Genomic DNA, 24,003 nt, shown 5'->3' on the forward strand with positions numbered 1-24,003 from the left:
GCTGCTCGAGGGGCAAGAGCTTTCGAGCAAGGGAGGCGGTGAAGCGTATGCGCGGCCTGGTCACTGCCCCACAAGGAGGGCCGCCCGTACCAGGTCCACTTGCCTCGTGCAGTCCATTTTCACCATCATTGTTGCCACCTGCTTGCGCACGGTGTGGATGGACACGCCACGGCGCAGCGCATAGTCGTTCAACGAAACACCGGTGGCCAGCGCATGCAGCACGCGCGCTTCGGCCAGCGTGATGTCGAGCGCCTGCGACAACAGGTCCGGGCTTGCCAGGAGGCCCGTGGCCGCGCGCCGCAGCCGGATGAAGACCATCGGTTCCCTGCCGAAGCGCAGCGCGGGATTGGCGCACAGCAACTCGAGGTGCAGCGGGCCGGCGCAGCGGCTGTCCCTGAAAGCGAGCCGCTCGACCTGGCCGGCCCTTGCGGCGCGCAGCACCGCCGCCAGCAATCGTTCGCGCTCCCTGGCATTCGGATGAGAGAGCCGCGCCCCCTGAACGACGACGCTTCCACGCGTGTCGAAGATGGCTTTCGCGGCTGGAGAAGCGTGCACCACCTGGCCCGTGCCATGGACAAGGCAGCTGGCTTCGTCCAATGCGTCGAAGGCGCTGTCGGTCGCGGCGAGCCAGGAAGCCGCGTGCGCCCGGCGCCGTTCCGCCGCCAGCCGGACCGCCTGGCTGTAGGTGCGAATTCGCTCGCTCGCGAGAAAGGAAGACAGCCCGTCCCACGCCGATGCGCGCTGGAATCCAAAACTCGTTCTTCTGTCCGGACCGTTCTCGATGATGAACGAGTAGAGCTGCCTCATGCGGTGCTTGCACATGAAGTCGACGTAGTAGGCATTGCGCTCGCGCAGGGGCTTCGGAAGCAGCGCCTGCGTATCCAGCCAAGAGCCCTCGGGCTTCGCCACGTTCGGCTTGGTCATGACGTCTTCCGTATGGAAGTGCTCCGCGTAGTCGCGCACCGCGGCCGAATCGGCACCCGACTGCTGAACGTCGACCACGCCGGTGCCCTCGAAGACGATCAACACGGCCGCATCGCTTCCCACCAGCCGGTTGGCCGTAGAAAGGATGGCGGACCACGGAGGGTCGGGATCCGAGAGGTGATGAACTGCCTCGAGCGCATTGCACAGTTCGGGGTCGGACTGCATGGGCTTTCCTCCTGAACGCAATAGTGGGTCGACCTGCGCGCCTGCGCCACCAAGCCAGCCCGCACATGGGAATGTCGTGGAATTAGCGTCACGTAGCCATCACTCATTTTAGTGATGACAGCTGGTGGAGATGCCACGACGATGCAGGCCAAACAAGGCATCTCGACGGCGGCAAGGAGTGCAAGTAGCGAGGCCCCAACTCGCACTATCGTGCACCGCAACATGCGGCAGCCAGTGGAATGCATGTATTCGTCTTGTATGCCGGCTCAACCCAATTGATGATTCCAAGTGCAATGGAATTTTGTACAAGCAACACATCTACTGGAGGGATCCCAATGAACCGAGGACTAACCACGACGGCCTTGCTCAGCGTGGTAACGCTCCTCGCCGCCTGCGCATCCGGCCCGCCCTCGACTCAACAAATTTTTGTCCCGCCGGCTGCGGCTGTGCCTCCACCGCCACCCGCGCCGCCAGCTCCACCGGCAGCAGCTTCAGTTTTGCCAGCAGCGGGACCGGCGCAATCGCCCGCTGCGTCTCCTTCAACACCACCCGATGCTGCAGGCCAGGCCAAGGAAGGGGCGAAAGGTCTAGCCGATTCGTCTCAGGGGACGACTGCGGGGGGTAAGGGGCAAGAGGCGACCACGACCAAGGAGTACGTGAAACTCACCAACTTCCTTGTGATCAATCCGAAGGCGAGCGATGCCGCAGATCGCAAAGGGAGGATTGCGGGAACGTATACGAGGCTGATGGTGCGCGGTGATCTCGAGTCCAATGCAAAGCCAGACGTCACCGGAAAACTCGCCGCGCCCGAGGGTGGGAGGCCGATGAAGTACGAGCCGCGCTATTGGATTACTCGCGCTATCTGGGGCAAGGAGACGGCGACCAATTTTTCCCTCACGTTCAAGGTTGAGACCCATGAACAGGTCGCGTCTCTGGTGACAACCGGGTGGCAAAGCAACACCAACGGCGAGAAGTGGGAGCGGGTCATCTCCCACAGTGACTACTCCTTCCCCTACTTCCTGGTTCGAAACGACGGGAGTTCCAGCGTCCCGAAGCTCACCTTCAAGCTCAAGTCGGACAATACCTACCAATCCCAAGGTTTCGCTGCTGCGCTCTCGGTGGCGCTACAGGTCGCCGACAAGCTAGTCAAGGAGCCGACCGTCGTCAACACGCTTGCCAGCCAGGCGTCCCGCGAGAAAGCGCAGGCAGCCGACGCGGCCATATCTCAGCTTTTCGGCACCTCGATCGTGGAGCAGCTCACCACTGAGCGCGACTTGGCACCCACGCGAAATTCGCATCCTTTCGCCCTTGGCGACGCGGGCGTGGAGGTCCGGCTGCTATTGCCAGTCGAGGAAGGCGACTACAGGGCAGAGCCCAAACCCGTGGGGAGCTGGTATGTCGGCTTCGACGATCCGAAGCCATCGATTTTCAGTCCGGTGCGCATCTGCGCGCCCGCCAGCACTGCCGGGTCCGACTACTGCGCCGAAGATGTCATCAAGGGAGAGCAGCGCGTCGCGAGCGGGCTTAGAGCGTCAGAGGTCCTTGCCTTCCTGCTGACCCCACCGCCTGGCGCTGCCATCACGGTTGAAGCGTATCTGCGTAGCCGCCCCTATGTGCAAAGCTCGATTCCGCTGTTCGGGAGTACAGATGCTGCGATCAAGCTGCGCGCCTACGACACTCTTTGCCACAACGTGGTGAACGACATCGTCAAACTGGGCTTGAACGACTTCGACGGGCGTATTGTGCTATGGGCGCTCGCCAAAGGAATGCCCGACGTGGTCAGCATGAGCGCCATTCCGGCAAACAGCAGTTGCAAGCTCATGCTGGTTGGATTGCCAGCTTAGCTCAGCGACCTCGGGCGAGGCGATCAGCGTCGCCGGCGAGCAAACCGCTGCGAAAGTGGCCAGCATGGACGAGTCGCGATCACTCCGTGCCAGGCGACAGGGTACTGGGAATGCGTGGAGATCCCGGCGGTCGGGATTCACTTGTTTGACTGGACTTTTGAGCGCTCGAAAGGCGATTGAGCCGCCGCCGTCGTGAGTGCAGTCAACATCAATTCGGGTGGTGCGGCCACGCAGCATCCGAAATAGGCTTTAGGCCAGCGAGGAGGTGTACAGCGATGTTTAAGTGTCTCGTACGCGCGGTATGCGCAGGCGCCGTCATCATCGCGGCGCCTGCAGCACTGGCCCATGACGTCCAAGGCCTTCTGATCGATCCCCACTTGCCCAAGGAGACGGTCCGGCTGCTCAAGGAGCGGCAGACGCTGCGCGAGCCGCAGGTGGCACAGGCGCTCAAGGATGCGGCGAACCTTCCTCCGGCGCAACGCCAAGCGGTCCTGAAGGCCAACGGCATCCGTAGCACGAACTTCGAGAGCTCACTGGAATCAGTCTTCTCCAAGTCGCTGTGGCCCGACAAGACGCTCCTGGAGGTGTGCTTCCTTAACGGAAGCGAAGATGCGCGATCCCGCGTGATCGCGGTCTTCACCGAGCTTGCCAACGAAACAAATCTGGGGATCAAGCAAAGCACCAAGACCTGCCAGTCCAAGACGTCGCAGATCCGGGTGAGCTTTCGCGACAAGGGATACAGCTCCTACGTGGGAACAGACGCGCTGTTGATCCCTTACCCGTTGCCCACCATGAAGCTGCAGAACCTCGATGTATCCGATGCCTGGACTCCCAGTCAGCGGGCGGTCGTCATGCACGAGGTGCTCCACGCGTACGGTGCGCTGCACGAACACCAGCACCCATCGCTGAACTGCCAGAACGAGTTTGATCTGCCCCGGATCCAGACGGCACTGAAGTGGACCGATCTAGAAATGAAGACCAACTTCGGCCAGTTCACATTCGGCCAAGTCGGTGCGACTTCCGATCCGGACAACACGTCGCTGATGTTCTATCAGTTCGCTCCTGAGTATTTCAAGCGCGGTGCGACGTCGCCGTGCTATCTCTCTGCACAGAACACAGCGCCATCGAAGGCGGATTTGACATTGCTGCGCGCCCAATATCCCAAGTAGGAGAACGCTTATGAAGACTTCTTCACTGTTGCTCGCTGCGTTCGCATGTGCGGCGACGCTCGGCGTCTCGACCGCCTTGGCCCAGTCGTCCAATATGCGCGGCTCATCCGATCCACGCAATCAGCGGCCGGTTCAACCGAAGCCATCCGGCGGTTGCTTGGAGGACAAGACCTGCGAGCCCGTCCAAGGCGCTCGGGTACAGAGTCAGAATGCACCTGCGATTGTCGTGGGTAAGGACGGCAAGCAGGACGCGCCGGTTCCGCCTGGAAGACCGGGGGGATGTGCAGGATCTAGAGACTGCTCGGTACAGCAACTCTCTCCGGCCGCAAAGCCCAGCGTCCAGAAGCGCGGGAGCTCGAGCTTCAAAGGCTCGTCGATCCGGGAGTTTGATCCCAGCAGGATCTATCCGACTGCCCAGCTAGGGTGTTTGCTCGACCTCAACTGCCGCGATAGGGGTTTTTTTTTTTGAATCAGACCCTCCGCGCGTAGGTCTGGATCCGTCGGAGATTCGAGACCGCAGCAGCTTCTCGACCCTGCACGTCGTTCGCGAAACTTCGGCGGCGCAGCTGGGTCTGACGCCACAGATAGCTGCCGAGGTCGGCGCGCTGTACGCCGCCAGGGTAGAGAAGCTCGCCTACATGGGCGACCTCAAAAGGTCTTTGCTCACGGTACAGCAGCAGCGGCGGCTGAAGGTCGGAAAGCGCCTGCCTCCGCGTCCCGAGGAAATGCTGGAGCAGGTCCGTGTCTACCGGACAAGCGGTCGAATGGCGAGTTGCCAAGCCGGGTATGAGGTAATCAACGAACTGCTGAACTCCACTCGGTGGTCACCGGGAGATCGGGCGCTGGCGGTAATTGAGGCCAACTCCATCTTGTTGGACAGCTGCTTGTCCAGGCCCACGGCGGATTTGCCGCTCGCCTCGCTCGTATTCCTTACCGTCAAGGATCCGTCGGGCGAGTCGCCATTGGAGATCTATTGCCTTGGCTTCAACTTCCGCGACAACCTGGTGCTGACCGCAAAGCACTGTGTTGTGGATCCGCGCGCATTGGATGTGCAGACCAATATGGCCAAGGCGGGAAACCGCACGACGCCGATCCCGCTGGCCGTGCGCAGGAACACGCGGGCCTTCCTCCTGGATGGAAGCACACGCATGTACGGCGTGCACTTTCCCGTTACTGCGCAGGCCCAGACTGACTCGTTCGACGTCGTTCACCCAGAAGACGACGTCGCGATCGTGGCGCTCAGTGATTTCGACGCCTCCGGACGCAAGAGCTTTACCTTTGAGGTTGCAGGCACCTGGGAGCAACTGAACTTCGTGTGGCCCAACATTTCCGGGCAATCGATCCAGGAGTTCGTCGAAGGCAGGATTTCAGCGCAGGATTTTAAGAGGGTCTTGCGTCAGACCATGTATGTGGACGATTCGTTCAAATGCCGCGTGGCCAGTCAGGAGAACAAGTGCCTGTCGCACGCATGTGATTCACAGGGAGGCTTGAGCGGCTCCCCACTGCTGGCCGTTCGAGGCAATTCTTTCAATTTGGTTGGCGTGCATACCGGATCCATAGGCGCAGGGCGGCCGCCTTGCGATCTGGCACGCACCGAGTACTTTCCGAACTATGGCTTAGCCCTGCCAAGGCCGTGACATCAAGACGACCTAATAAGTGGGCAGTTCCCGACTGTCGACGGTAGCGCAGCGATTGCCGCCCCTTGATCTGTCATCCCGACTGGTTGCATTGCATGCATGACTACGCATTCTGTCCCTGCCACGGCAATCCAGTCGCCCACCGGATTGTTGGCATCGAGTGCATCAAGGTATTCGCGCACCGCGCGGTTGCACTGGGTGCCCTGGCGCCATTGGGCAATGTCGGAAGCTGGAACGTTGCGCCCGCGATTGGCGTCGGCCTTGATGATGCTGGCATCGACGGCGAATCCTTCGCCTTGAACCAAGCCTTCGGTCATGCAACGGCGCAGCACTGTCTCGAAGACGAAGCGCAACCCGTCGCTCGGGCGGAAGCGGCCGTGGCGGTTCTTGGAGAAGGTCGAGTGATCGGGCACCCCGTTCTCGAGGCCGAGGCGACAGAACCAACGATAGGCCAGATTGAGATGGATTTCCTCGCACAGCCGGCGCTCAGATCGGATGCCCAGGCAGTAGCCGATGACGAGCATGCGGATCATGAGTTCGGGATCGATCGAGGGCCGGCCAGTGTGGCTGTAAAACGGAGCAAGATGTTGGCGCAATTCGCCGAGATCGAGGAAGCGATCAACGCCTCTTAGCAGGTGATCGCGTGGGACGCGGTCTTCCAGGTTGAATGCGTAGAACAACTGGTCTTGAACAGTGCTCTGACCCATCATGATGCGTACCTCCATCGATGACGAAAGGCATGCAAACTGCGAGCCAGTTCCTAGAATTCAGCGGAGTTTTTCAACACAATCAGTCTGAAGCAGCCGCCTAGTACGCGCGAGATTCCGTGTGTCGGTTTGTGGAGCCATGCCCTGCCCCGCCCTATCGAAGCGCCTCCGATACGAACCACATTCGCTCCAACGATGAGGTCGGCCTCCCAACCGACGATAACCACAAGCACGTCAACACCGTTTTATCGTCAGTTAGATCAGTCGCCGCCCTCAACTCACAAGAATGCGACCATGGCCGCCAGCGTTAGCACAGCGAGCGCAAACACCTCATTGCTGATGAGTGCTCGATCAGCTCGAAATTGCGTAACTCGCGAGATGCCAAACTTTCGCGAGTCGGGTGTGCGTCGCAAAGCGGCAGGATGCTGCACCGGGTGCCGGTACCGTCCCAGAAGAGACATACGCGCTAGCAACCGCTGGTGCGACTGCAGCCATTACCATGCTGGCCTCTTGAAGAGCGGCGCCACACTTAGACATCTCGAACACTCACGTCGTCCCACGACGCTTGCGGCATGAGTTGAACGAAAATCTTCGACGAGGGCAGCGATTGCCGCCGCTTACCTTCCCGTGGACGCGGATAGCACTGCGACCAGATGATGAAGCCGACCAGCAAATCACCAACTCCCCACTCAACACTACACTGAAGCGGCCGCTATGCCAGTTCCCAAAAGCACCTAGCTGGACGACTGGCTGACTTTCGACTCAGTCGGTTGATTATCGAAACGAAACTCCAAGGCTTCGGCCTTGTCGACGCCCGTGAGGGTCAAATCCCCACGGATCCTCACTTCCAGGTTGGCCAGGGGGTCGAAGATAAAGCGGACGCGTAGCTGACCCGCGCCGTCCTCGAGGCCGCTTACGATTGCGAGAAAGAAGTCCTCGTCGTTTCGCGCGGCCTCCACCTCACTGGCGGTCAGCGTCACGTCGCTGGGCATGCTAGATCCCGAACTCATCTTGATCTCGTAGCACTGCCTGAGCTCATCAATTGCGTCGACCCCAATGCCCCTGGCCGCTCGTAGGTCGTTGAACTGCTTCACGTCCAACCGTAGCGCACGCCGGACGGCATCCAGTGCCATCCGCTCGCGGTCGCTACTCGGTGGTAGCACCGTCCGCACCCGAGGCGCGCCGAACTGCTCAGACTTGCTTTCGCCATCGGTGAACACGCGCGGCTTGGCCGCCCGGCGCTTCGCGAAGACCATCCCGCCCGAGGGCTTGGCACCCTCATTCACGATCTCGCCCGCGGACGGCTCCAGGCTCTCCAGCTCCCGCAGCCTCCGCACCTGGACTGGCTGTTTGCCGACCGGCTTCGGAGCTTCGCTTTTACTTGCCCCTTGCTTCGGCTTCGTGCGCTGCGCAGCCTGTTTAGCGAGCCTCTCGAGACGCTCCTTGCCATCGCCACGCTCCTCCCGCGTCTTCGGCATCACCGCACCCTCGGCCTGCTCACCGGCGACCGCGCGCGGCCATACCGACGCCCATGCCCATGCCGCTTTCTGGCGGTCGCCGGAAAATAGGGATGCGACCGCAGCGCCGGCGCCTTCGGCAGTCGGAAGATCGGCCGGACCTCGCACGATAAGGCGCAACGGCTCACGCCCCATGTGGGCACGGGCCGGCAGGACGACTTGGCCGGAGGACAGGTTAGCGACGATCGACAACTGCGGGTCGATCACGACAGGCGCGGCGAGCAGCTCGTCCCAATCGAGGGAGAGCGAGTCGAGCAAAAGCTGATCTGCCCTGACGAGCTCCTGCCGGAGGAGAGAGATGGCACAGGCGAAGATCGGGCGATGCGACTCGCCCTCGGCCAGCCCGTAGGCAGGTGTCGATGCCGCGTGGAAGTCCATCGGGGTGAGCCGTACGACGCCGAGCGGCTCCAGCAACGCCTCGACCGCCGAGAAGGAGGTGATGCCCGCCTGCCAGACGCGCATCTGCGGAGGTGCGCTCGCAAGAAGCGCCTCACCCTCGAGCGCGTAGACCGGCCGATCGGTTACCCAGGCGCCTCCAGTCCAGAGCGGCAGCCGCTTCAGGGTAGTGCGCAGCTGGGATGACATCTCCCCGATCTCTGTCGCGATCAGCGTATAGGCGCGAATGGCGATGCCGAGATCAGCGAAGGACGGCCGGCCTACCGCCATCTCCTTGAGAACGGCGATCGCGTCGGCCGCAGTCGGCAGGCCGACACCCAGCACCTTCCAGAGCGGTTCGAGGCCTTCGACGTGCGGCGCGAACGCGCGCCGTGCCCCGAACAACGCGGGCCCCCGGAACACCTGCTCCGGAGAGTTCCATTGGCCGTCGACCAACAGGAGCCCCTGGCCGTCGATCCCCGCGCGAAATGCGTTCCTCAGCTGCGCCGCGGTCATGCGCTCGTCCGGAACCCCCTCGCCCCCATCCCGTAGTGACGCCGCTAGCAACTGATAGGTTGCAGTGGCTTCCTCGCTGACGGACCTTGTGACCTCCGCCTTGCGCAGCGCCTGCAGTCTGGCGACAAGATCCCGCTGCGTCGGGCCGGCCTTTACCCCGAGCGCGACGAGAACACCCGAACGCAATATGTGGCTGTCGAACTTGGCGACCGTTGTCGATCGCTCCAAGGGGCGAGGCGGGCTGCCCGGCACCTGGAGCTGAAGGTCTGCGGGCCGCTGGAGGCCGTTCGCGGCATCCGGCATCCACTTCACGCCGGCGAGCCGAGCAAGCCATGTCGCGCGGACCTCGGTGCTGCGCTGCCAGTAGCCGTTGTATGCGGAAGCCGGGATCGCCGTCGCGGCTTCGGAGTAGCGCCGCTCCCATCCACGACTGAGCGTGGCAAGGAACGCCACCGCCCGCTTGCGTCTCAACTTTATGGGCGACTTCGCGATGTCGGCGACCACGATGTCGGCATCGGGCGACCAGTGGTCGTCGATCAGGTGGGTGTTCCTACCTGCCCGGATGGCCTGCAGTTGCTCCGGCGTCTGCATATCTCCTACCGAACTCGCCGGAGTCGTGTCACGAGCCCAGCGGGGCCGCTCGTCGGCGGGCTTAACGAGCCGCGGCTCGCGCGCGACGCCCCACGCCGCGAGAAGCCGCTGAGCACCGATGGCTGAGCGGCCGGCCTGTTGCTTGAGCAGCCGGGCATATTCGGGGTCGACCCACTTTAGGCCCGGCGCGCGGCCGGCTGCCTTGGCGAAACTGTCGACCTCGCGATCGATAGCAGCGGGAAGGTAGGTCTCAATAGGCCGGGCCCAGCCCGTCGCACGCTTGCCGTCGGCCCCATACCACATGACCTTGAGCTCGATGCTGCGCCCAATCCTCGGACCTAGTGCCGCGTGCTGGTCGCGAGCAAGGTGGGCCCAGGCGCCTCGAAGTGCGATCAGGTCGTCGTTCTCCAGTCTCACCGGTACGTCCAGCCCGGAGCCGGTCGCGGGACTACGGCCGAGTATCGCGAAGACATCGTCACCCGCGTCGCGATCATCGAACAGGACTCCGAGCTTCTCGAGCTTCGAGAGGAACGCCGTCGTTGGCGCCTCAGAGTCGAGGTAAGCCGGATGGATGCGTCGGACCAGACCGAGCCGCGTCGCGAGAGCATCGAACGATGATCGCCTGACGAGGACCCAAGGATCGCCTTGCTGAGGCCGGGCCGTCGCCACACCGTTGTCGAGCAAGATGCCGGGACGAGCCGAGAACTCGTCCGTCAACCGATGCCGTTCTGCAAGTGCCGCGAACGACACGTACCAATCTGGCCCACGCTCACCGCCCCCATCGATCACGTCGAGCGCGTCGCTGACCCCGACAACCTCGCACTGGCTCAGCTCGTCTAGCACCTGTCGCCATCGCCCTTTGGCATCTCGGCCGGCGCGAGGCATCGCGACACTATTCGGTCGAAGCCGCTCGACGTCGGTTTCCGTTAGCAGTGCTTCGAGATCCTCATGCTCGTAAGCTATATCGGCGAGGGCCGTCGTACCCGTGCCAGTGCGGATAAGCAGCTGCTCGCGGAGATCGCTATGGCACGACGCGACAAGCGCTCGGACCTGCACCTCTGTCCAGCCTTCTCCGTCATTGGCCTCGGCCTCGAGCGGGACGTGGTTCCACGACGAAGCGCTCCCTTCGGAGAACTCCTTCAGCGCGGCCCAGGTGACCAAGCGACCGAGATCGGTAAAGCGCGCAATGTTCCAGTCGTTGGGCTGCAGCGTGGACCTGGCTGAATCCGGATCGAACTGAGCGTTGAGGCCAATTGGCAGTCCAGTCCGGACCGGCAGCGGCATCCGATCATAGAGCCGCAGCGGCCGCGCCGTCGCCAGCGGCACGCAGATCTCGATCGGCGTGCTTGATCCCGTCGCCTTGTTGGATCGCGTCTCATCGGGGCCAACAGAACGTCTGGTGGAGTAGCGTCGGTATCGTGTCCGCTCTGCCTCTGAGGCCGGCGCGAGAACCCTGACCTCAGTCACGTCCACCTGGGTTGCTTCGCCCTGGAAGTCGATCTCTCTGCTCCCACCCGGCGTCATCTCGACGGCGAAATCCAGGTCCTCGGAAGGATTCTCGAGGTTCCGGAAGTAAAGCCCGCGGATGCTCTTCAGGAAGATCAAAGAGTCGACGTTCAGCTCGCTCACAGCTGAGGCGATCGCCATGGCGGACACGGTCGAGAACAGGGGGATGACGAGCATGGTGTGGCGCTGCGCCGCGTCGTAGACATTTTCGACGTCGGCTGCGGGCTCGCACTGCCCCGGGCCATCGTCTCTCATGACGAAATGGAATGGCGGAGCGTGCATTTCGATGGGGCCGCCCAACGAGCTGAGCGTACGCTGGCCGATACCGAAGCGGCCGGACGCCTCGGGATCATCATCCTTGGTCGACAGCCATGGAAGCAGCATCGCGCCGACGTTCGCCAACGTGACCGGCGATCCGTCATGGGCGATCAGAAGTTCGGGGCGGGGAGACGTCCGATAGGCAACCCGTAGGGAGACCGCACCGAGGTCGTCTGCATTCTGGAGGCACTCCACCAACCCCTGGAACGGACGCGGGCTTAATGAGCTCGCGCCCTTGCCGGCGCCACGCATACTAGCGCGTAGCATCGACGGCTGCGCAGCAATTATCTCGCCGAGCCGCCCGATGGCGGCCCGCGCCCATTCCGCCGAGGGGTCGAGTGGCATCCATCCGCGGTCGTTCCATTCGTTGGCCAACCGGTCCGCCGCAGCCCTCCCGTCGATCTCCTCCCCGCCAATCTCAACCGTTGTCATGATGACCTGGCCTCCTTCTAGCGGAGCTTATCTCGACCGTTTGCTGGAACGCAATCTCACACGCGCCGCAGAGCGTGGTACTTGTCCCGATGCCAAAAACTAGAGACCTTATCGCCGATGCTCTCGTCAATCGTTTGGTGAAGGACAAAATAATCCTGGGAACGTCACTAAGGGACTGCCGCAAAGCAGCCAGAGACAAAGTGCCGCTTACGGCCGGCACCTCCGTTGGCCTGCGCCGAACACCGGCCTTTCGCGCGGCTGCGCTCAATTGCCTCAACTTTCTGTCTGTTCGGAGAGTTCCAGAGCATCGTCAACTTCGCCGCCGAGTCCCTCACTGTCGATTCCAGCTCGGAGTATCCAAGAGGCAACTGCTTGGCGCGAAGGTTCTTCCTGCACCGTAGATTAACGTCGCCATTGTCCTTTACATCAAAGGTGTCCCGTACGGCGCGGTCCGATCCGATCCGATCCGAGTTCATTGACACCTGTTCCATGATCTCCGCGTACTGAGGGGATATCCAAGGCCCGAAGCCATTGGCATCGAATAGTTTAAGAAAACGAAGGTCCTGAGAACACGCGTCTACCCCGGGGCGGAGCCTGCCTAGTGTCAACTCACGAGAAGCAGCCGTTTACGAAGGCGAGCTCTGGTGAACAGCTAGGTCAGAACCACGCCGTTGATGAGTGCTTGACCAAGTTGCGATAACCTGAGTCCCGAGAATGCCTCGTTATCGGTGATTGGTGCAATCTCACCTCTCGAGCTGAGATAGACAAGTCACAGGCGCGCCCTCTCACATCTGCAGACTCACACCTGCCTCGAGGCGTTAGAAACATTGACCGCGCCCCAGCGATTGCGCAGTTGATCTAATGCAAAGCCGGCCAACCGTGCAGATAAGTTATCGAGCTCGTACATCCACTTCCCTTCGCTTCTCGCGGGTCAGCCATACTTAGGCGCAATCCCGTATTTGCGATGTTTATGCGGAAGCCGGCCCACATGCTCCTCCTTCAATACGAGCCTTCGAGAAAATGAGGGTCTATTCTCATCTGCGAGCGCTAACTGCGGCCTGCAGCGCGCTGTACATCTCTGCCTCCATTGCGGCTACCGGCGCTCAACCACCAACCGCTCCAGCCCGCACCGATTCAACAATTCGATCGCTAGAAACGGCCGACTCAGTCATCAGCGACATCCGTGCTAGCGATCGCACCCACCCCTTCTTGCCCGGCGAAAAGCTGTTGTACTTCACAAACATCAAGAATGGCGACCAGGTCAAGTCGCCCTTTCGCGTGGCATTCGTGGTTTCCGGAATGGGTGTCTCCCCGGTGATCGCGGGTGACATTAGAAACACCGGCCACCACCACATCCTGATCAACATGCCGCTGCCGGTCGACATCAAGGCTCCGATTCCCTTCGACAAGCCAGGCGAGTACCTGCATCAACACTGCAAGCACTACGGCAATGGCGAAACGGATGCCGTGCTCGACCTACCGCCCGGAAAGCACAAGTTGCGCCTGCTCTTCGCCAACCACGAGCACGTGCCGTACTACGTGGCCAGCCGCGAGATTGAGGTCACCGTGCTTTCCAAGGTCAACTAGCGTCTGCCAGTATCTCAAGCACATGCGGCTGCGCCTCGCATCCCCAGTCTTAGTGATGACGACGTGGTCGGCTGCCAGTATTTTCGGAACGATGAGCACGCCCGAAAGGCAACCGTAGCCATCGGCGCACAACGAGGAGAAGAGGCATGGCACCCGCAAGGAAAAACACCCCCAACGCCGCCGCTCCGGAGACGCAGGAGCGAATGAAGTCTTCTTCAGACAGACTTGTCATTCCGACTCAAAGCCGCCACACGGCTTCGCGCAAGCAAGCTCCGCTGGACGTTGCAGTTGAGACCGGTGCACTCCTCGACAGCCTCGCGAAAATGAGTCAATTGCTCACCACTCCGGTCGCGGGCAAGGAAATTCTTCAGCCCGTTCAAGCGGCCACCCTTGCAAGACTGGCACATCTACACGGCGTATCTCAGCAGCGGCCCGATTGGGAGTCATGTCGTGACGCTGGGCATCAGTTTGCAGGGACCTGGACAGCAGAGACTGCGCGCGCGCCAGATCTGACGCTGGGTGAAAAGGTACCAGCAAAGAGTGAGGTGGACGCCAGCGGCGCGATCAGGAAAAAGATCGGGCGCACAGACCCGGAGTTCGCCAATCTAGTCTCGAACGCGAATACCGCCATCATCTTCAAGGACGAAGAGAAGACTGGCGCTGACCGGATGATGACCGCGCGCATGAAGCAAGGACTCGACGCCGTGGCAATAGCCGTCGCGACCGAATGGCCAGGCGTTAGGCTGCGTGTGACCGAGGCCTGGGACGAAAACAATGAGCATGCGGGCAATAGCCTGCACTATGAGGGCCGGGCGGCTGACCTGACCACCAGCGACCTAGACAGAGCAAAGCTGGGACGCCTCGGTCGTCTCGCGGTCGAAGCGGGGTTCGATTGGGTCTGGTACGAAAACCGGGCACACATTCACGTCTCCGTGAAAGCCTAGCAATGGGCCTGCATGAAGGTTCAGGCGTTGTTGCCGCGTCGAACAAATTCGAATTCACCCATGGTCATTGATCGACAAAGAGAGCTCTCCCCCAAAAAAAGAACTGCTGGATACGAGCATTGACCATAGGCAGCTTGTCGGCCACTCGCTTGCTTGAAATGCTGCTAGCTGCCATGACGCCGCCAAGAATGCTAGGAGGAAGGATGCACCTAATACCGCCCGCCATCATGCTCAAGTGCGTATTTATGGTCTTCGCTCTTGCCACGGCCAGTTGCACCCACTTGGCAATGGAGCCTTGTGAGGACGACGACGTGAAGGTCCTAGGCAACAACACGCCCGGGACTGCGCGCATCCGCACATCCCACCACCGCGCGCTGCTCTCGCGCCCTGATGAAGTAGCCGGCCGTTTGTTGCCATATGCGCTCATGTCAGCCTACGCGTACTACATGCGCCCAGGCTGCAACGACGCGGGGAACCCTGTGCGGGTCAGTGCGGACCGTGCGGAGAAGCTGAGAGAGATGCTGGCAAGTACAACAGACGCGGCGTCGTCATGGACGCAAGACGAGTCTATAGGAGCTGTTTCCCCCGCTAATCCTTCACTGCCTGGCTGTGAGGACGACCAGGGGCTGATGCTACACATCTGGCAGCGAAAATTGGATAACCAAACCTTGGTAGCAGTGGTTTTCCGCGGCACGTCCGGCGATGGTGACTGGGCGCACGCCAACGGCTGGTGGTTTACGCGTTTCTTTAACAGTGACAACCAATACTCCCGCGCTCGTGCTCACATGCAGAAGATTATTGAAACTTTCGACCAGCGCGCGACGACTAAAGGCGAACGCAAGCCGCGCTTCGTCGCTACAGGGCACTCGCTCGGCGGTGGCCTAGCTCAGCACGCTCTCTACGCCTTCCCTAACCGCGTCGAACAGGCGATTGTGTTCGACCCCACGTCAGTTACCGGATTCGCTGACGTCGATCCCGAGCAGCAAGCGCAGGCATGCGCGTGCACGACGGCTGAGCTCGCGTCCCTCGGCGTCGACCATGGAGCAGAGGCGCGGATTCTGCGCGTTTACGAGACAAACGAGGTGCTGGTAAACCTGCGCATCTTCCATAAGGTCTTCTTTGCGCCCGAACGCCATGTACAGGAACTGCGCTTCCCGCTCAATGAGTCGAGCAATGTGATTGCCAAGCATGGCATGCAGACTCTGGCCGACAACCTCTATGAGCTGGCGGCCGACCAACGACGCTATGAGAAGGGGTCGGCGTGGCTGGCTAGCAAGAATGCCGCCTGCACGAACCGGCTGATAGAGAGCCAGGCGCTCAGCTGCAAGGCCACCAGCGGCGCGGTTTGCCCGCGGTAGCTTCGCCGATCCCCAGAAGGCGTCACGTAGCAGGGCGTCAAGGGCGGTCGTAGGCCTAGGTATCTCCCCCCCGTGATAGCGGTGACATCAAAAACACCGCTCCTTCCCATCAACTTTTAACTGGAGCGATGCAATGGCAAAACTGGGCGACTGGTCGAATCACGACAACAAGAGATACATCGGCAAGATAGACCGAATCTATGTTTCCATGACCGAAAGATACGAGGTCGAGTATTTCATTGACCACTATCTTCAGAGTCGTGGCTATACGCTGGACAACGCCGGCAGAGACGTCATCACTGGCGCACTTGAGCAATATCCGGGCAAGGCGCCCTTCAAGCGGGACGACCTCATTACGTTCTTGGATGGGCGCATCACGAAGAAGAAGTAAGCGTAAACGCCTCATTGAACCAGAGCGTCGGATGGGGCGGCGCTTACTCACACCACTAGAAACAGAATTGGGGCGGCGGCCCGCAGGGTCCATACAGCGTCGGTCGAGGACTGTCGCTGCTGATCTCTTCGGACGGGCCGGCCACGCTAGAGTTGCGCCATCTTTTTCACCGCGCCGATCAATCCCATGAGGCGGATGACCACACGGTGGTTTAACGAATACAGGAGTGAAGGCATACCCAATGTCAATGACAGCGACTCAAGATGAGCTATTCACTACATTTCTGCGTGACAAGGCGAACGAAGCCTTCCGAGTCGTAAAGCCTTGGCCTGGTCACTTCCTTCGGATGCTCGAGTCAAAGGGCGGATACCAGACCGCGCTCGACTTAATTGCAAAGAGCGGCGCGTCGGATGGCTTCACCCGCCTGTGGGAGGCTGGGCGTCTAGACCTGAGTGTGGAAGCACTGGTTGTCGAAAGCCAATGGCGAGCGTACTTCGATCCTCAGCTGGTGCAGATGGCAGAAAAGGTGCTGAGGCGCGCTGGCTACGAGCCGACACTGCCCAAAGCGCCCACCATGGATGGGCCAGACATCGGTGCGGGCCAGGATAGAGCTCGGCGCTCACCTTTTCCGTTCGAGCTCGGTAGCAACTACGCCAGATCGGACGTGTTCAGAATCCTAGGGTTCGCCCAGGAGCCAAAGGGCGGCCCTTGGTTTACAGGGTACGCCGAGCACGATGGCGACTGGTTTGTCTTCTGCAACGTTGGAGCCCCCGGTAGAACAGGACACGACTACCAAAACCACTTTGAGGGCGATCGACTGGTGTGGTTCGGTAAGGGGCCGTCACGGCTGGGCCACGAACAGATTCAGCGGCTGTTGTTGTCCCACGGCTATGTCTATATCTTCTTTCGACTTGCTGATCGCGATCCTTTCACTTTCGCTGGCGTCGCCAAACCTTTTCAGGTGTATGACCAAGCGCCCGTGAAGGTGGTATGGGAGTTTTACACGCCGACCGCCGCAGCGCCTCAACAAGCCGCGACAGGCGACAAGGTAGTCGAAGGGACCCCCAAGGTTAGGCAGGTCAAAGTGTACGAGCGCGACCGCGGCGCGCGCCTTAAATGCATCGGCAGGTGGGGCTGGACCTGCGCTGTGTGCACATTCGACTTCGCCGACGTCTACGGCGAGTTGGGCATGGACTTCATCCACGTTCATCACGTGAAACCGCTGTCGGAGATCGGAGAGGCATATGAGCTTGACCCTATCGAAGACCTGCGCCCCGTGTGCCCGAACTGCCACGCGATGCTCCACCGCAGAACCCCGGCGCTAGGAGTTGACGAGCTGAGAGACAGACTTCGGCAGGCCAGTAGCGTGCAGGTACAGTCGACCGGTGCCGACCTACAACCCATTGCAGGTGCAATGCCACCCACGAGAGTGCCGGAGCGCTAGACACGGCACAGACTGAACCACACGGCAATAGCCGGTCTCACGACACATTGATGAAGCCGCTCGCTGCACGCATGGTGCGCCGGACTGGGTTGCAACTGTGCCCCCACCAAGGGCGTGTGGGCGGCCGTTCTCCCAAGATACGATAACCAAAGGCACGTAGACGCCCAATTACCGGCGGTTGGCCATAAGCGTGAAACTGCTGAAATCCCAGGTTAACGCCGCATTGCCGTCGCATGTCGAGCATGGACGCGTCGCCTTGCAGATCAGCATTTGAGATCGAAGAATCTCTTGCGAATCTGATAGAGCCTTACTTCTGCCTCTGCTCGTGCCTTGGCGTCCGAAGTGCTAGTTCCGCCTTCGAGCACAGGCATTTGGCGGTCAAGCCGTGCGCATTCCGCTTGATCCTGAGGCGGCAGCCGCACTCGATGGCGTAGCACCTCCATCTCGCCACGCGACTTCCCGGTCAACGGCTTCAGAGCGTCGTCAAACGCATTGTTCGTCTCTGCGCGCTGCACTTCTGCTCCCTTGCGAGACTGCCCCGACATTTTGTCCACGCCCTGGTTCGGCGTCGCGTCAATGACTTTGGCGCCCACGCAAGGAGCATCCGAGTAGGCGACACGACCATCCGTCTCGCAGCGGTAGACCAGTGGCGCCGCTGATGCAATGCAAGAAGCGCAAAGACATGAGAGGGCGACCAGCCGGCTCATGGTGCAGCTGGAACCCACGTCAAGCTATCGGCCGGACACCCCGGCACGACGGATACTGAGAACACCCCCAAAACTGCCCGCCAGCATTCGCACCCTTCTTGGCGGTGCGCTTGACCATCGCCGAGCCGCATGCAGGGCACGCGGCTCGGCTGGGCGCGCCGCCGGGTGCAATGGGTGGCTCGACAGGGGGGACCCTGTCGGCGGTTTCGATACGCGAGGACAGCGATTGCCGTGCTTGTTTGATCAGCCCGAACAGTCGATGCCCATCCACGAGCTTGACGTTGCGGCCATCGGCAAAGGCCTTGGCATCCTCGCTGAAGCTGCCGGAAGTCACCACGAATCCACCTGTCGCTCCCTTCGCCGCCATCACGCCGTACAGCTCACGCACCACGTCGACCCCGACCTTGTAGGCCTTCCACTGCTTGCACTGGACGAGGAATTTTTCTGTTCCCTTCGAGAGCACGAGGTCCACGCCACCGTCGGCTCCGCCACCACCGGTTTCGAAGACGCTGAAGCCTTGCAGACGAAAGGCCTCGCCGACCAACATCTCGAACTCACGCCACGACATGCCATCAAGCACGTCGGCTCCCCTCGCCTGTGCGGTATTCGAGATCAGCGTTCGGCGTCGATGACGTCGCCACGCCGAGACTCCCGCACCACTGAGGCAGATCAGCGGCACCACATACTGGCCGAAGCCAGCCAGCACCGCCCCCATCGAGCGGACGATCAAATCACCGACCTGGCCCGTCTGGAGCGAGGCGACCGCTGGGGGGACCGCCAGCCGGTGCAAAAGCACGTAGCTGATCACTGCCAGGACCACGCCGGCCCACCACGGCAGCAAGGACACCAGATCCATCAGATCCTCTGCAGGACTCGTCTTCTTTCTAGCCAAGATTCCCTCCATTGGCAGCCGATTTTCTTGTTGCAGATCGCTCCGCGACAAACGATCTGTTGGTACCGCCGGTACTGTACCGGCTTCGTAACGCTTTGGCCGAGTCATCAGCGACGAGCGTGGGCCCGCCACGCGGCCTGTTGCATTCAGGAAATGCAGATCATGTGCGGATGCACATACCGTCCATTTAGCGCTCTTCTGGATCAGTTAGGTAAGCCCGACCCGTCGCCTGAGACTCTTTGGATTCCACGCCCGGGTGAAATGGAATACGTGGTTTGCCGCCGTGACATTCACCCCCGCGCCAGCAGCCAAAGTCGACAAGATGATCACGTCGAACCCAGGTTTTTCTGAGAACTTGTTGATGAAACCTTGTCGACCCAGCGTGTGACCGTTGATGATGAACGGACGAATTCCGAGCGTCTCCTTGAGGAAGTAGTAAAGAGCGGCTTGGGCTTCGCGAAGCTCGGTGAAGATGATGGCCTTCTCGTTCGCCTGCTTGACGTCGGCCAAACGAGCAAGCAGCCATCCAAGCTTTGGCGAGTTCTGCAAATGGACTTCGCGTCCGAACTTGTCAACAAGGAACTTCGTGCCTGGCAGGCAATACGGCTCACGGAAGGAGCTGCAGCTGGATTCGCCTCGTAGTACCAAGCCATGACGCTCAATAGCTGGAGCGTCTTCCCCAAGCCCATGTCGTCCGCAAGAAGAGCTCCTCTGCATTCAGAGAGAGCCCTGGATAGCGCCTTGCGTACCGGCTCAGAGATGACGACTCGAACCCGCCCCTCGCCCCTGGTCAGGTCATAGTGCGGCTGGACCGAATTGAAACCGTCGAAGGCTGTCAACCACCCGTCGGGCGTACCATCAAACGTCGGCGCGACCGTCAGGACACGGCCGAACGGTGTGTCTTGCTTCGACAGAGGCATCCGCAAGGTGTCAGGGGTCACGACGTAGGTAGTCTCTAGGTAGGGCGTTGCATACAGTGCGCCCGCCCGGTCGGCCAAGCGCCGGATCCGTCCCCACGCAAGCTCGTGAAAGTGTTGGGTGTGGTCTTCCGGCTTGCGGCGGCCGAATGCAGCCACTTCAGCGGCGGCGGCCCATGCAGCCGAGCTGAGCATCTGCGGCTTTCCGTTGGCCTGCTCACCCGGCAACCTGCGGCGACGGCAAGAAAAGCCTCCCACCAAGGCCTCCTCCGTGGCGCTGCTGGACCCCATGTGTTGGCTAGAGCAAACCCCTCCGGCTGGACCAACGGGCAAATTTGACCTGATACGCTGACCGGGCCTTCAACCAGGAGAAGGTCATGCCATCAAGAGGTCCATGCCAGCTCTACGCACCGAAGTTCAAGATTCAGCTGGCCGACATCCACGGTCAGCCGCGTTCTGGCACGAGCGAGTATGTCCAAGATGAGCGATCTTGAGCCCCTCGAGGCCGTCGTGCGCTACAAGCATGAGGCACCCGGGGATCTGCTTCACATCGACACCAAGAAGCTCGGGCGCATCGTGCGGCCCAGCCACCGCGTCACAGGCAACCGACGCGACTCACGTCGATGGCGCACCCGGGGCCAGCATTCCCGACGTCGGCAGCTTCACACAGTCCCGGCCATCACTAGAGCAGACCACGAATGCAGCTTTGCGCTACAGCCGCCGCCTTCCCCGCGAATCTGAACGCTCGCAACCAGTCTAAGCCGGCCTATCGAAAGGCAGCTGCGCAGCGGTTGCTGGCACTCGTGAACTGCGGCGGTGTTCACGCTTTCGAACGCTAAGCAGTCTCTCGAATCTCTTCTAGCACGAAGATCCGATTCGAACTTCCACCACGACACGTTCTGACGATTGGCAGAGGCACCCAGCCTCCTACGAGCCGAAGTCCCGGGTTTTGTGAGCATCGAAGCTACACGACGAAAGCCCGTGAGCGGTAAGCTGGCTCGGCTTTGTTACATTCCTACATTGAAGGGCAAACTGTTGGGCTAGGTTCCTGGAGCCCAAAGCAAATAGGTTAGCAATAATGCATCTGCAGCATCCCCCCGCGCCCGGCGCCCGCGCGCTGATCCGCGACGAGGAGTGGATCATCCAGAACGCCGATGTCTGCCAGCTCGGCGGCTGGCAGCTCAGCTGCATCGGCATCTCCGAGACGGTGCGTAACCACCGTGCCTTATTCCTGTCGCACCTCGAACAAGTCACCCTCATCGACCCCGGCAAGACCGAGCTGGTGGCCGACGACTCGCCCCAGTTCATCGCCACGCGCCTTGCCATCGAGGCGCGGCTGCGTCAATCGGCGGTGCAGGGCGGCGACACCATAGAGTCCGTCGTCCAGGGCCAGCACGCCGTGATGGACACCTTGCCTTTCCAACTCGTGCCCGCGCACCAGGTGCTGCGCCAGTTGCGGCCTCGTCTGCTAATCGCCGACACCGTGGGTTTGGGCAAGACACTGGAGGCTGGCATCCTCACCGCCGAACTCATGCGCCGTGGCCGTGCCCGGCGCGTGCTGGTGGTCACCACCAAAAGCATGATGTTGCAGTTCCAGCAGGAGTTCTGGAGTCGCTTCACCATCGCCCTCACACGGCTGGACTCGGCCGGCATCCAGCGCATCCGGCGCGAGATTCCGTCCAACCACAACCCCTTCAACCACTTCGACCGCACCATCATCTCGGTCGACACGCTCAAGCGCGACAGCGAATACCGCCACTATCTGGAAAAGGCCTGGTGGGACCTGATCATCATCGACGAGGCCCACAACGTTTCCTACAAGGGCAATCGCACGCAGAGCAATCGCCTGGCCGGTCTGCTGGCCACCCGGTCCGACGCCCTGGTGCTGCTTACCGCGACGCCGCACAACGGCAAGCGCGACAGCTTCGCCAGCCTGATGCGCATGCTCGACCCCACGGTGCTACCGCCGGGTGCCGACTACACGCGCGACGATGTGGCCCACCTGTTCGTGCGCCGTTTCAAGAAGGACGTGAAAGACCAGATGCGGCAGGACTTCCCCGAGCGCGAGGTCTTCCGCCTGCCGCGCGAGGCCAGCGCCGCCGAGAACGCTGCCTTCGATTGCCTGGGCGAGCTGCGCCTGGCCTCCGACGCCGGCCAGCCGCGCGATGGCGCAATGCTAGTGCGCACTACCATCGAAAAGGCGCTGTTTTCCTCACCCGCCGCTTGCCTGCAGACGCTGAAAGAGCGGCTGCGCAAGCTGCACGCCCGCGACGCCGCGCATCCCGACATCGGTGCGCTGCAAGAGCTTCAGGCGCTGGTCGCCGCCATCGCCCCTGCACAGTTCAGCAAGTTCCAACACTTGCTGGAGCAGTTGCGCACCGGCAAGCACTGGCAATGGACCGGCCGGGACCCGGCCGACCGCCTGGTGCTGTTCACCGAACGCATCGAGACGCTGAAGTTCCTGCAGGCCGAACTGTCCGCTGCGCTGGACCTGCCGGCCTCCGCCGTGGCCGTGCTGCACGGCCAGTTGCCCGACGTGGAGATCCAGACCACCGTCAAGGACTTCGGCAGCGCACACAGTCCGCTGCGTCTGCTGATCGCGTCCGACGTGGCGTCCGAAGGCCTGAATCTGCATTACCAGGCGCACCGGCTCATCCACTTCGACATTTCCTGGTCACTGATGGTCTTCCAGCAGCGCAACGGCCGCGTCGACCGTTATGGTCAGCTGCGCGCGGCGCGCATCGGCTACCTGCTCACCGAGCCACGGCACACGCGCATCCGGGGCGACTTGCGCTACTTGGAAATCTTGATCGACAAGGACGAACAGGCAGCCCGCAACATCGGTGACCCCAGCGCCTTCATGGGCCTGTACGACGAAGAGCTGGAAGTCGCGCACGTGGCCAGCGCCATGCAGGCCAACATCACTGCCGAAGCATTTGCCGCCCAACTGGCCCAGGGCGACGTGGACCCGTTCGAGGCCCTGTGGGCCGCCGCTCAGACCAGTACCGTGCCGGCCGTGCATGACGCCACACTGCACGATACGCTGGAAAAACCCGGCACTACCACGCCGCCCTACGCGCCCGCGCCCACCACCGCACCCACCGCCAAGCTCCCCAGCCTGTTCGCCGACGACTACCGCTACGTGCGCGACGCGCGCACCTGGCTGCGCCATGACGCTCCGCGCAGCCACCACCCTGTGCAGGGCGACGACGCCACCCGCACGCTCAGCTTCCAACCCAACGCCGATCTGGCCCCACTGCTGCGGCGCGAGTTGGCCAGTGAGATGTGGCCCGCCGACAATCAGTTCGCCATGAGCGCCGACCAGGCCCTGGTGCAAACGGCCATTGCCCAGGCGCGCGACAGCAACACCTGGCCGCAACTGCACTATCTGTGGCCGCTGCACCCCATCGTGCAGTGGCTGGACCTGAAACTCATGGGCCTGTTCAAGCGTCTCAGCGCCCCGGTTGTTCGCGTGGCGAAAGGGTTGACGCCTGGCGCCGCCATCGTGCTGGTCCTGGCCCAGGCCCCGAACCGGCGCGGCCAGACCATGTTGACCCACTGGCTGGGTGTTCCCGTCGACGCCCACGGCAGGCCCGGCGACGTGCTCGGCCTGCCTGCCGTGCTGCAGACCACCGGTCTAGCCGATACGCCCCTGGCCAACGATGGCCAGCCGATGGATGTGGCCCATATTCAGGCCGCGCTGCCCGCCGTGGTGGCCAAGGCGCAAGCCCACCTGCAACCCCTCAAGCAAGCCTTCGACGCCGATTGCCGCGCACGCATGGGCCGCGAACTTGACAAGCTGCAAGCGCTACAGCGCAAGCACTTGGTGCAGCTGGAGCTGGACTTCGCGCGTGGCATCGAACAGGTCAACGCCACGCGCCGCAAGCAACGCGAGAGCGAAACCATCGACCTATTCCAGAGCACCCAGCAGTGGATCCGCGACACGCTGGAGCTGGACGACCGCGCCCAGCTCACCATCGTCGCTGTGCTGGCTGCCTGACC

14 protein-coding genes and 3 pseudogenes are annotated in these 24,003 nt (G+C 61.7%); 10 read left to right on the forward strand and 7 right to left on the reverse strand.

The genetic code is table 11. The features are described from left to right. Positions 1 to 60 precede the first annotated feature (60 nt). A complete protein-coding gene (locus ACEOAB_RS23625) occupies positions 61 to 1,149 on the reverse strand; it encodes a helix-turn-helix transcriptional regulator (protein ID WP_413747670.1) in 1,089 nt (362 codons plus the stop codon). A 656-nt stretch (positions 1,150 to 1,805) separates the two neighbouring features. Between ACEOAB_RS23625 and ACEOAB_RS23630 the strand changes: the two genes are divergently transcribed. The 3 genes from ACEOAB_RS23630 (at position 1,806) to ACEOAB_RS23640 (ending at position 5,799) form a co-directional block, all read left to right on the forward strand. Next, entirely contained in the window at positions 1,806 to 2,993 is a 1,188-nt protein-coding gene (locus ACEOAB_RS23630; RefSeq protein WP_413747669.1) for a hypothetical protein, read from the forward strand. Between the two features lie 275 nt (positions 2,994 to 3,268). Further along, entirely contained in the window at positions 3,269 to 4,162 is an 894-nt protein-coding gene (locus tag ACEOAB_RS23635; RefSeq protein ID WP_413747668.1) for a zinc metalloprotease, read from the forward strand. 638 nt (positions 4,163 to 4,800) lie between these two features. Beyond that, complete coding sequence (locus ACEOAB_RS23640) at positions 4,801 to 5,799, forward strand: trypsin-like serine peptidase (protein WP_413747667.1); 999 nt, start codon at positions 4,801 to 4,803, stop codon at positions 5,797 to 5,799. A gap of 155 nt (positions 5,800 to 5,954) precedes the next feature. Here the strand turns inward: ACEOAB_RS23640 and ACEOAB_RS23645 are convergent. Next, positions 5,955 to 6,509, reverse strand: a pseudogene (locus ACEOAB_RS23645) (transposase); the annotation flags it as partial. A gap of 731 nt (positions 6,510 to 7,240) precedes the next feature. Further along, the gene (locus tag ACEOAB_RS23650) at positions 7,241 to 11,761 is read right to left on the reverse strand and encodes a sacsin N-terminal ATP-binding-like domain-containing protein (protein ID WP_495653147.1); all 4,521 of its coding nucleotides are present in this window, start codon (positions 11,759 to 11,761) and stop codon (positions 7,241 to 7,243) included. Between the two features lie 1,020 nt (positions 11,762 to 12,781). On the opposite strand from ACEOAB_RS23650, the gene ACEOAB_RS23655 reads away from it, so the two are divergent. From ACEOAB_RS23655 to ACEOAB_RS23675, 5 genes are all read left to right on the forward strand, one after another. Continuing rightward, positions 12,782 to 13,348 (forward strand): DUF4399 domain-containing protein, encoded by a 567-nt coding sequence (locus ACEOAB_RS23655; RefSeq protein WP_413747665.1) that lies wholly within the window; start codon positions 12,782 to 12,784, stop codon positions 13,346 to 13,348. 146 nt (positions 13,349 to 13,494) lie between these two features. Further along, positions 13,495 to 14,292 carry a hypothetical protein gene (locus ACEOAB_RS23660; RefSeq protein WP_413747664.1) on the forward strand — a complete coding sequence of 266 codons (798 nt, stop codon included), beginning with the start codon at positions 13,495 to 13,497 and terminating at the stop codon, positions 14,290 to 14,292. A gap of 227 nt (positions 14,293 to 14,519) precedes the next feature. Next, on the forward strand, positions 14,520 to 15,650 hold the full coding sequence (locus ACEOAB_RS23665) for a hypothetical protein (protein ID WP_413747663.1): 1,131 nt from the start codon (positions 14,520 to 14,522) through the stop codon (positions 15,648 to 15,650). Between the two features lie 133 nt (positions 15,651 to 15,783). Further along, positions 15,784 to 16,041 carry a hypothetical protein gene (locus ACEOAB_RS23670; RefSeq protein WP_413747662.1) on the forward strand — a complete coding sequence of 86 codons (258 nt, stop codon included), beginning with the start codon at positions 15,784 to 15,786 and terminating at the stop codon, positions 16,039 to 16,041. Positions 16,042 to 16,288: 247 nt separating this feature from the next. Beyond that, the gene (locus ACEOAB_RS23675) at positions 16,289 to 17,485 is read left to right on the forward strand and encodes an HNH endonuclease (protein WP_413747661.1); all 1,197 of its coding nucleotides are present in this window, start codon (positions 16,289 to 16,291) and stop codon (positions 17,483 to 17,485) included. A gap of 263 nt (positions 17,486 to 17,748) precedes the next feature. Here the strand turns inward: ACEOAB_RS23675 and ACEOAB_RS23680 are convergent, their stop codons facing one another. The 4 genes and pseudogenes from ACEOAB_RS23680 to ACEOAB_RS23695 all read right to left on the reverse strand — a co-directional run. Further along, positions 17,749 to 18,192: a DUF4124 domain-containing protein gene (locus ACEOAB_RS23680; RefSeq protein ID WP_413747660.1), complete on the reverse strand. Its 444-nt coding sequence runs from the start codon at positions 18,190 to 18,192 to the stop codon at positions 17,749 to 17,751. Between the two features lie 19 nt (positions 18,193 to 18,211). Next, positions 18,212 to 19,096, reverse strand: a complete 885-nt coding sequence (locus ACEOAB_RS23685; protein ID WP_413747659.1) for a restriction endonuclease — start codon at positions 19,094 to 19,096, stop codon at positions 18,212 to 18,214. A gap of 195 nt (positions 19,097 to 19,291) precedes the next feature. Further along, complete coding sequence (locus ACEOAB_RS23690; RefSeq protein WP_413747658.1) at positions 19,292 to 19,594, reverse strand: helicase-related protein; 303 nt, start codon at positions 19,592 to 19,594, stop codon at positions 19,292 to 19,294. A 155-nt stretch (positions 19,595 to 19,749) separates the two neighbouring features. Further along, positions 19,750 to 20,292: pseudogene (locus ACEOAB_RS23695) on the reverse strand (hypothetical protein); the annotation flags it as partial. Between the two features lie 147 nt (positions 20,293 to 20,439). On the opposite strand from ACEOAB_RS23695, the pseudogene ACEOAB_RS23700 reads away from it, so the two are divergent. Next, positions 20,440 to 20,619: pseudogene (locus ACEOAB_RS23700) on the forward strand (IS481 family transposase); the annotation flags it as partial. Between the two features lie 460 nt (positions 20,620 to 21,079). Next, complete coding sequence (locus tag ACEOAB_RS23705; RefSeq protein WP_495653148.1) at positions 21,080 to 24,001, forward strand: DEAD/DEAH box helicase; 2,922 nt, start codon at positions 21,080 to 21,082, stop codon at positions 23,999 to 24,001. Positions 24,002 to 24,003: the final 2 nt, after the last annotated feature.

Source organism: Variovorax sp. Varisp53 (assembly GCF_059491555.1).

Bases quoted from the DNA above. Each gene is read 5' to 3' on its own strand.
- ACEOAB_RS23625 (WP_413747670.1), bottom strand. From the start codon at position 1,149: ATGCAGTCCGACCCCGAACTGTGCAATGCGCTCGAGGCAGTTCATCAC.
- ACEOAB_RS23635 (WP_413747668.1), top strand. From the start codon at position 3,269: ATGTTTAAGTGTCTCGTACGCGCGGTATGCGCAGGCGCCGTCATCATC.
- ACEOAB_RS23640 (WP_413747667.1), top strand. From the start codon at position 4,801: ATGGGCGACCTCAAAAGGTCTTTGCTCACGGTACAGCAGCAGCGGCGG.
- ACEOAB_RS23650 (WP_495653147.1), bottom strand. From the start codon at position 11,761: ATGACAACGGTTGAGATTGGCGGGGAGGAGATCGACGGGAGGGCTGCG.
- ACEOAB_RS23655 (WP_413747665.1), top strand. From the start codon at position 12,782: ATGAGGGTCTATTCTCATCTGCGAGCGCTAACTGCGGCCTGCAGCGCG.
- ACEOAB_RS23660 (WP_413747664.1), top strand. From the start codon at position 13,495: ATGGCACCCGCAAGGAAAAACACCCCCAACGCCGCCGCTCCGGAGACG.
- ACEOAB_RS23665 (WP_413747663.1), top strand. From the start codon at position 14,520: ATGCTCAAGTGCGTATTTATGGTCTTCGCTCTTGCCACGGCCAGTTGC.
- ACEOAB_RS23670 (WP_413747662.1), top strand. From the start codon at position 15,784: ATGGCAAAACTGGGCGACTGGTCGAATCACGACAACAAGAGATACATC.
- ACEOAB_RS23675 (WP_413747661.1), top strand. From the start codon at position 16,289: ATGACAGCGACTCAAGATGAGCTATTCACTACATTTCTGCGTGACAAG.
- ACEOAB_RS23680 (WP_413747660.1), bottom strand. From the start codon at position 18,192: ATGAGCCGGCTGGTCGCCCTCTCATGTCTTTGCGCTTCTTGCATTGCA.
- ACEOAB_RS23685 (WP_413747659.1), bottom strand. From the start codon at position 19,096: ATGGAGGGAATCTTGGCTAGAAAGAAGACGAGTCCTGCAGAGGATCTG.
- ACEOAB_RS23705 (WP_495653148.1), top strand. From the start codon at position 21,080: ATGCATCTGCAGCATCCCCCCGCGCCCGGCGCCCGCGCGCTGATCCGC.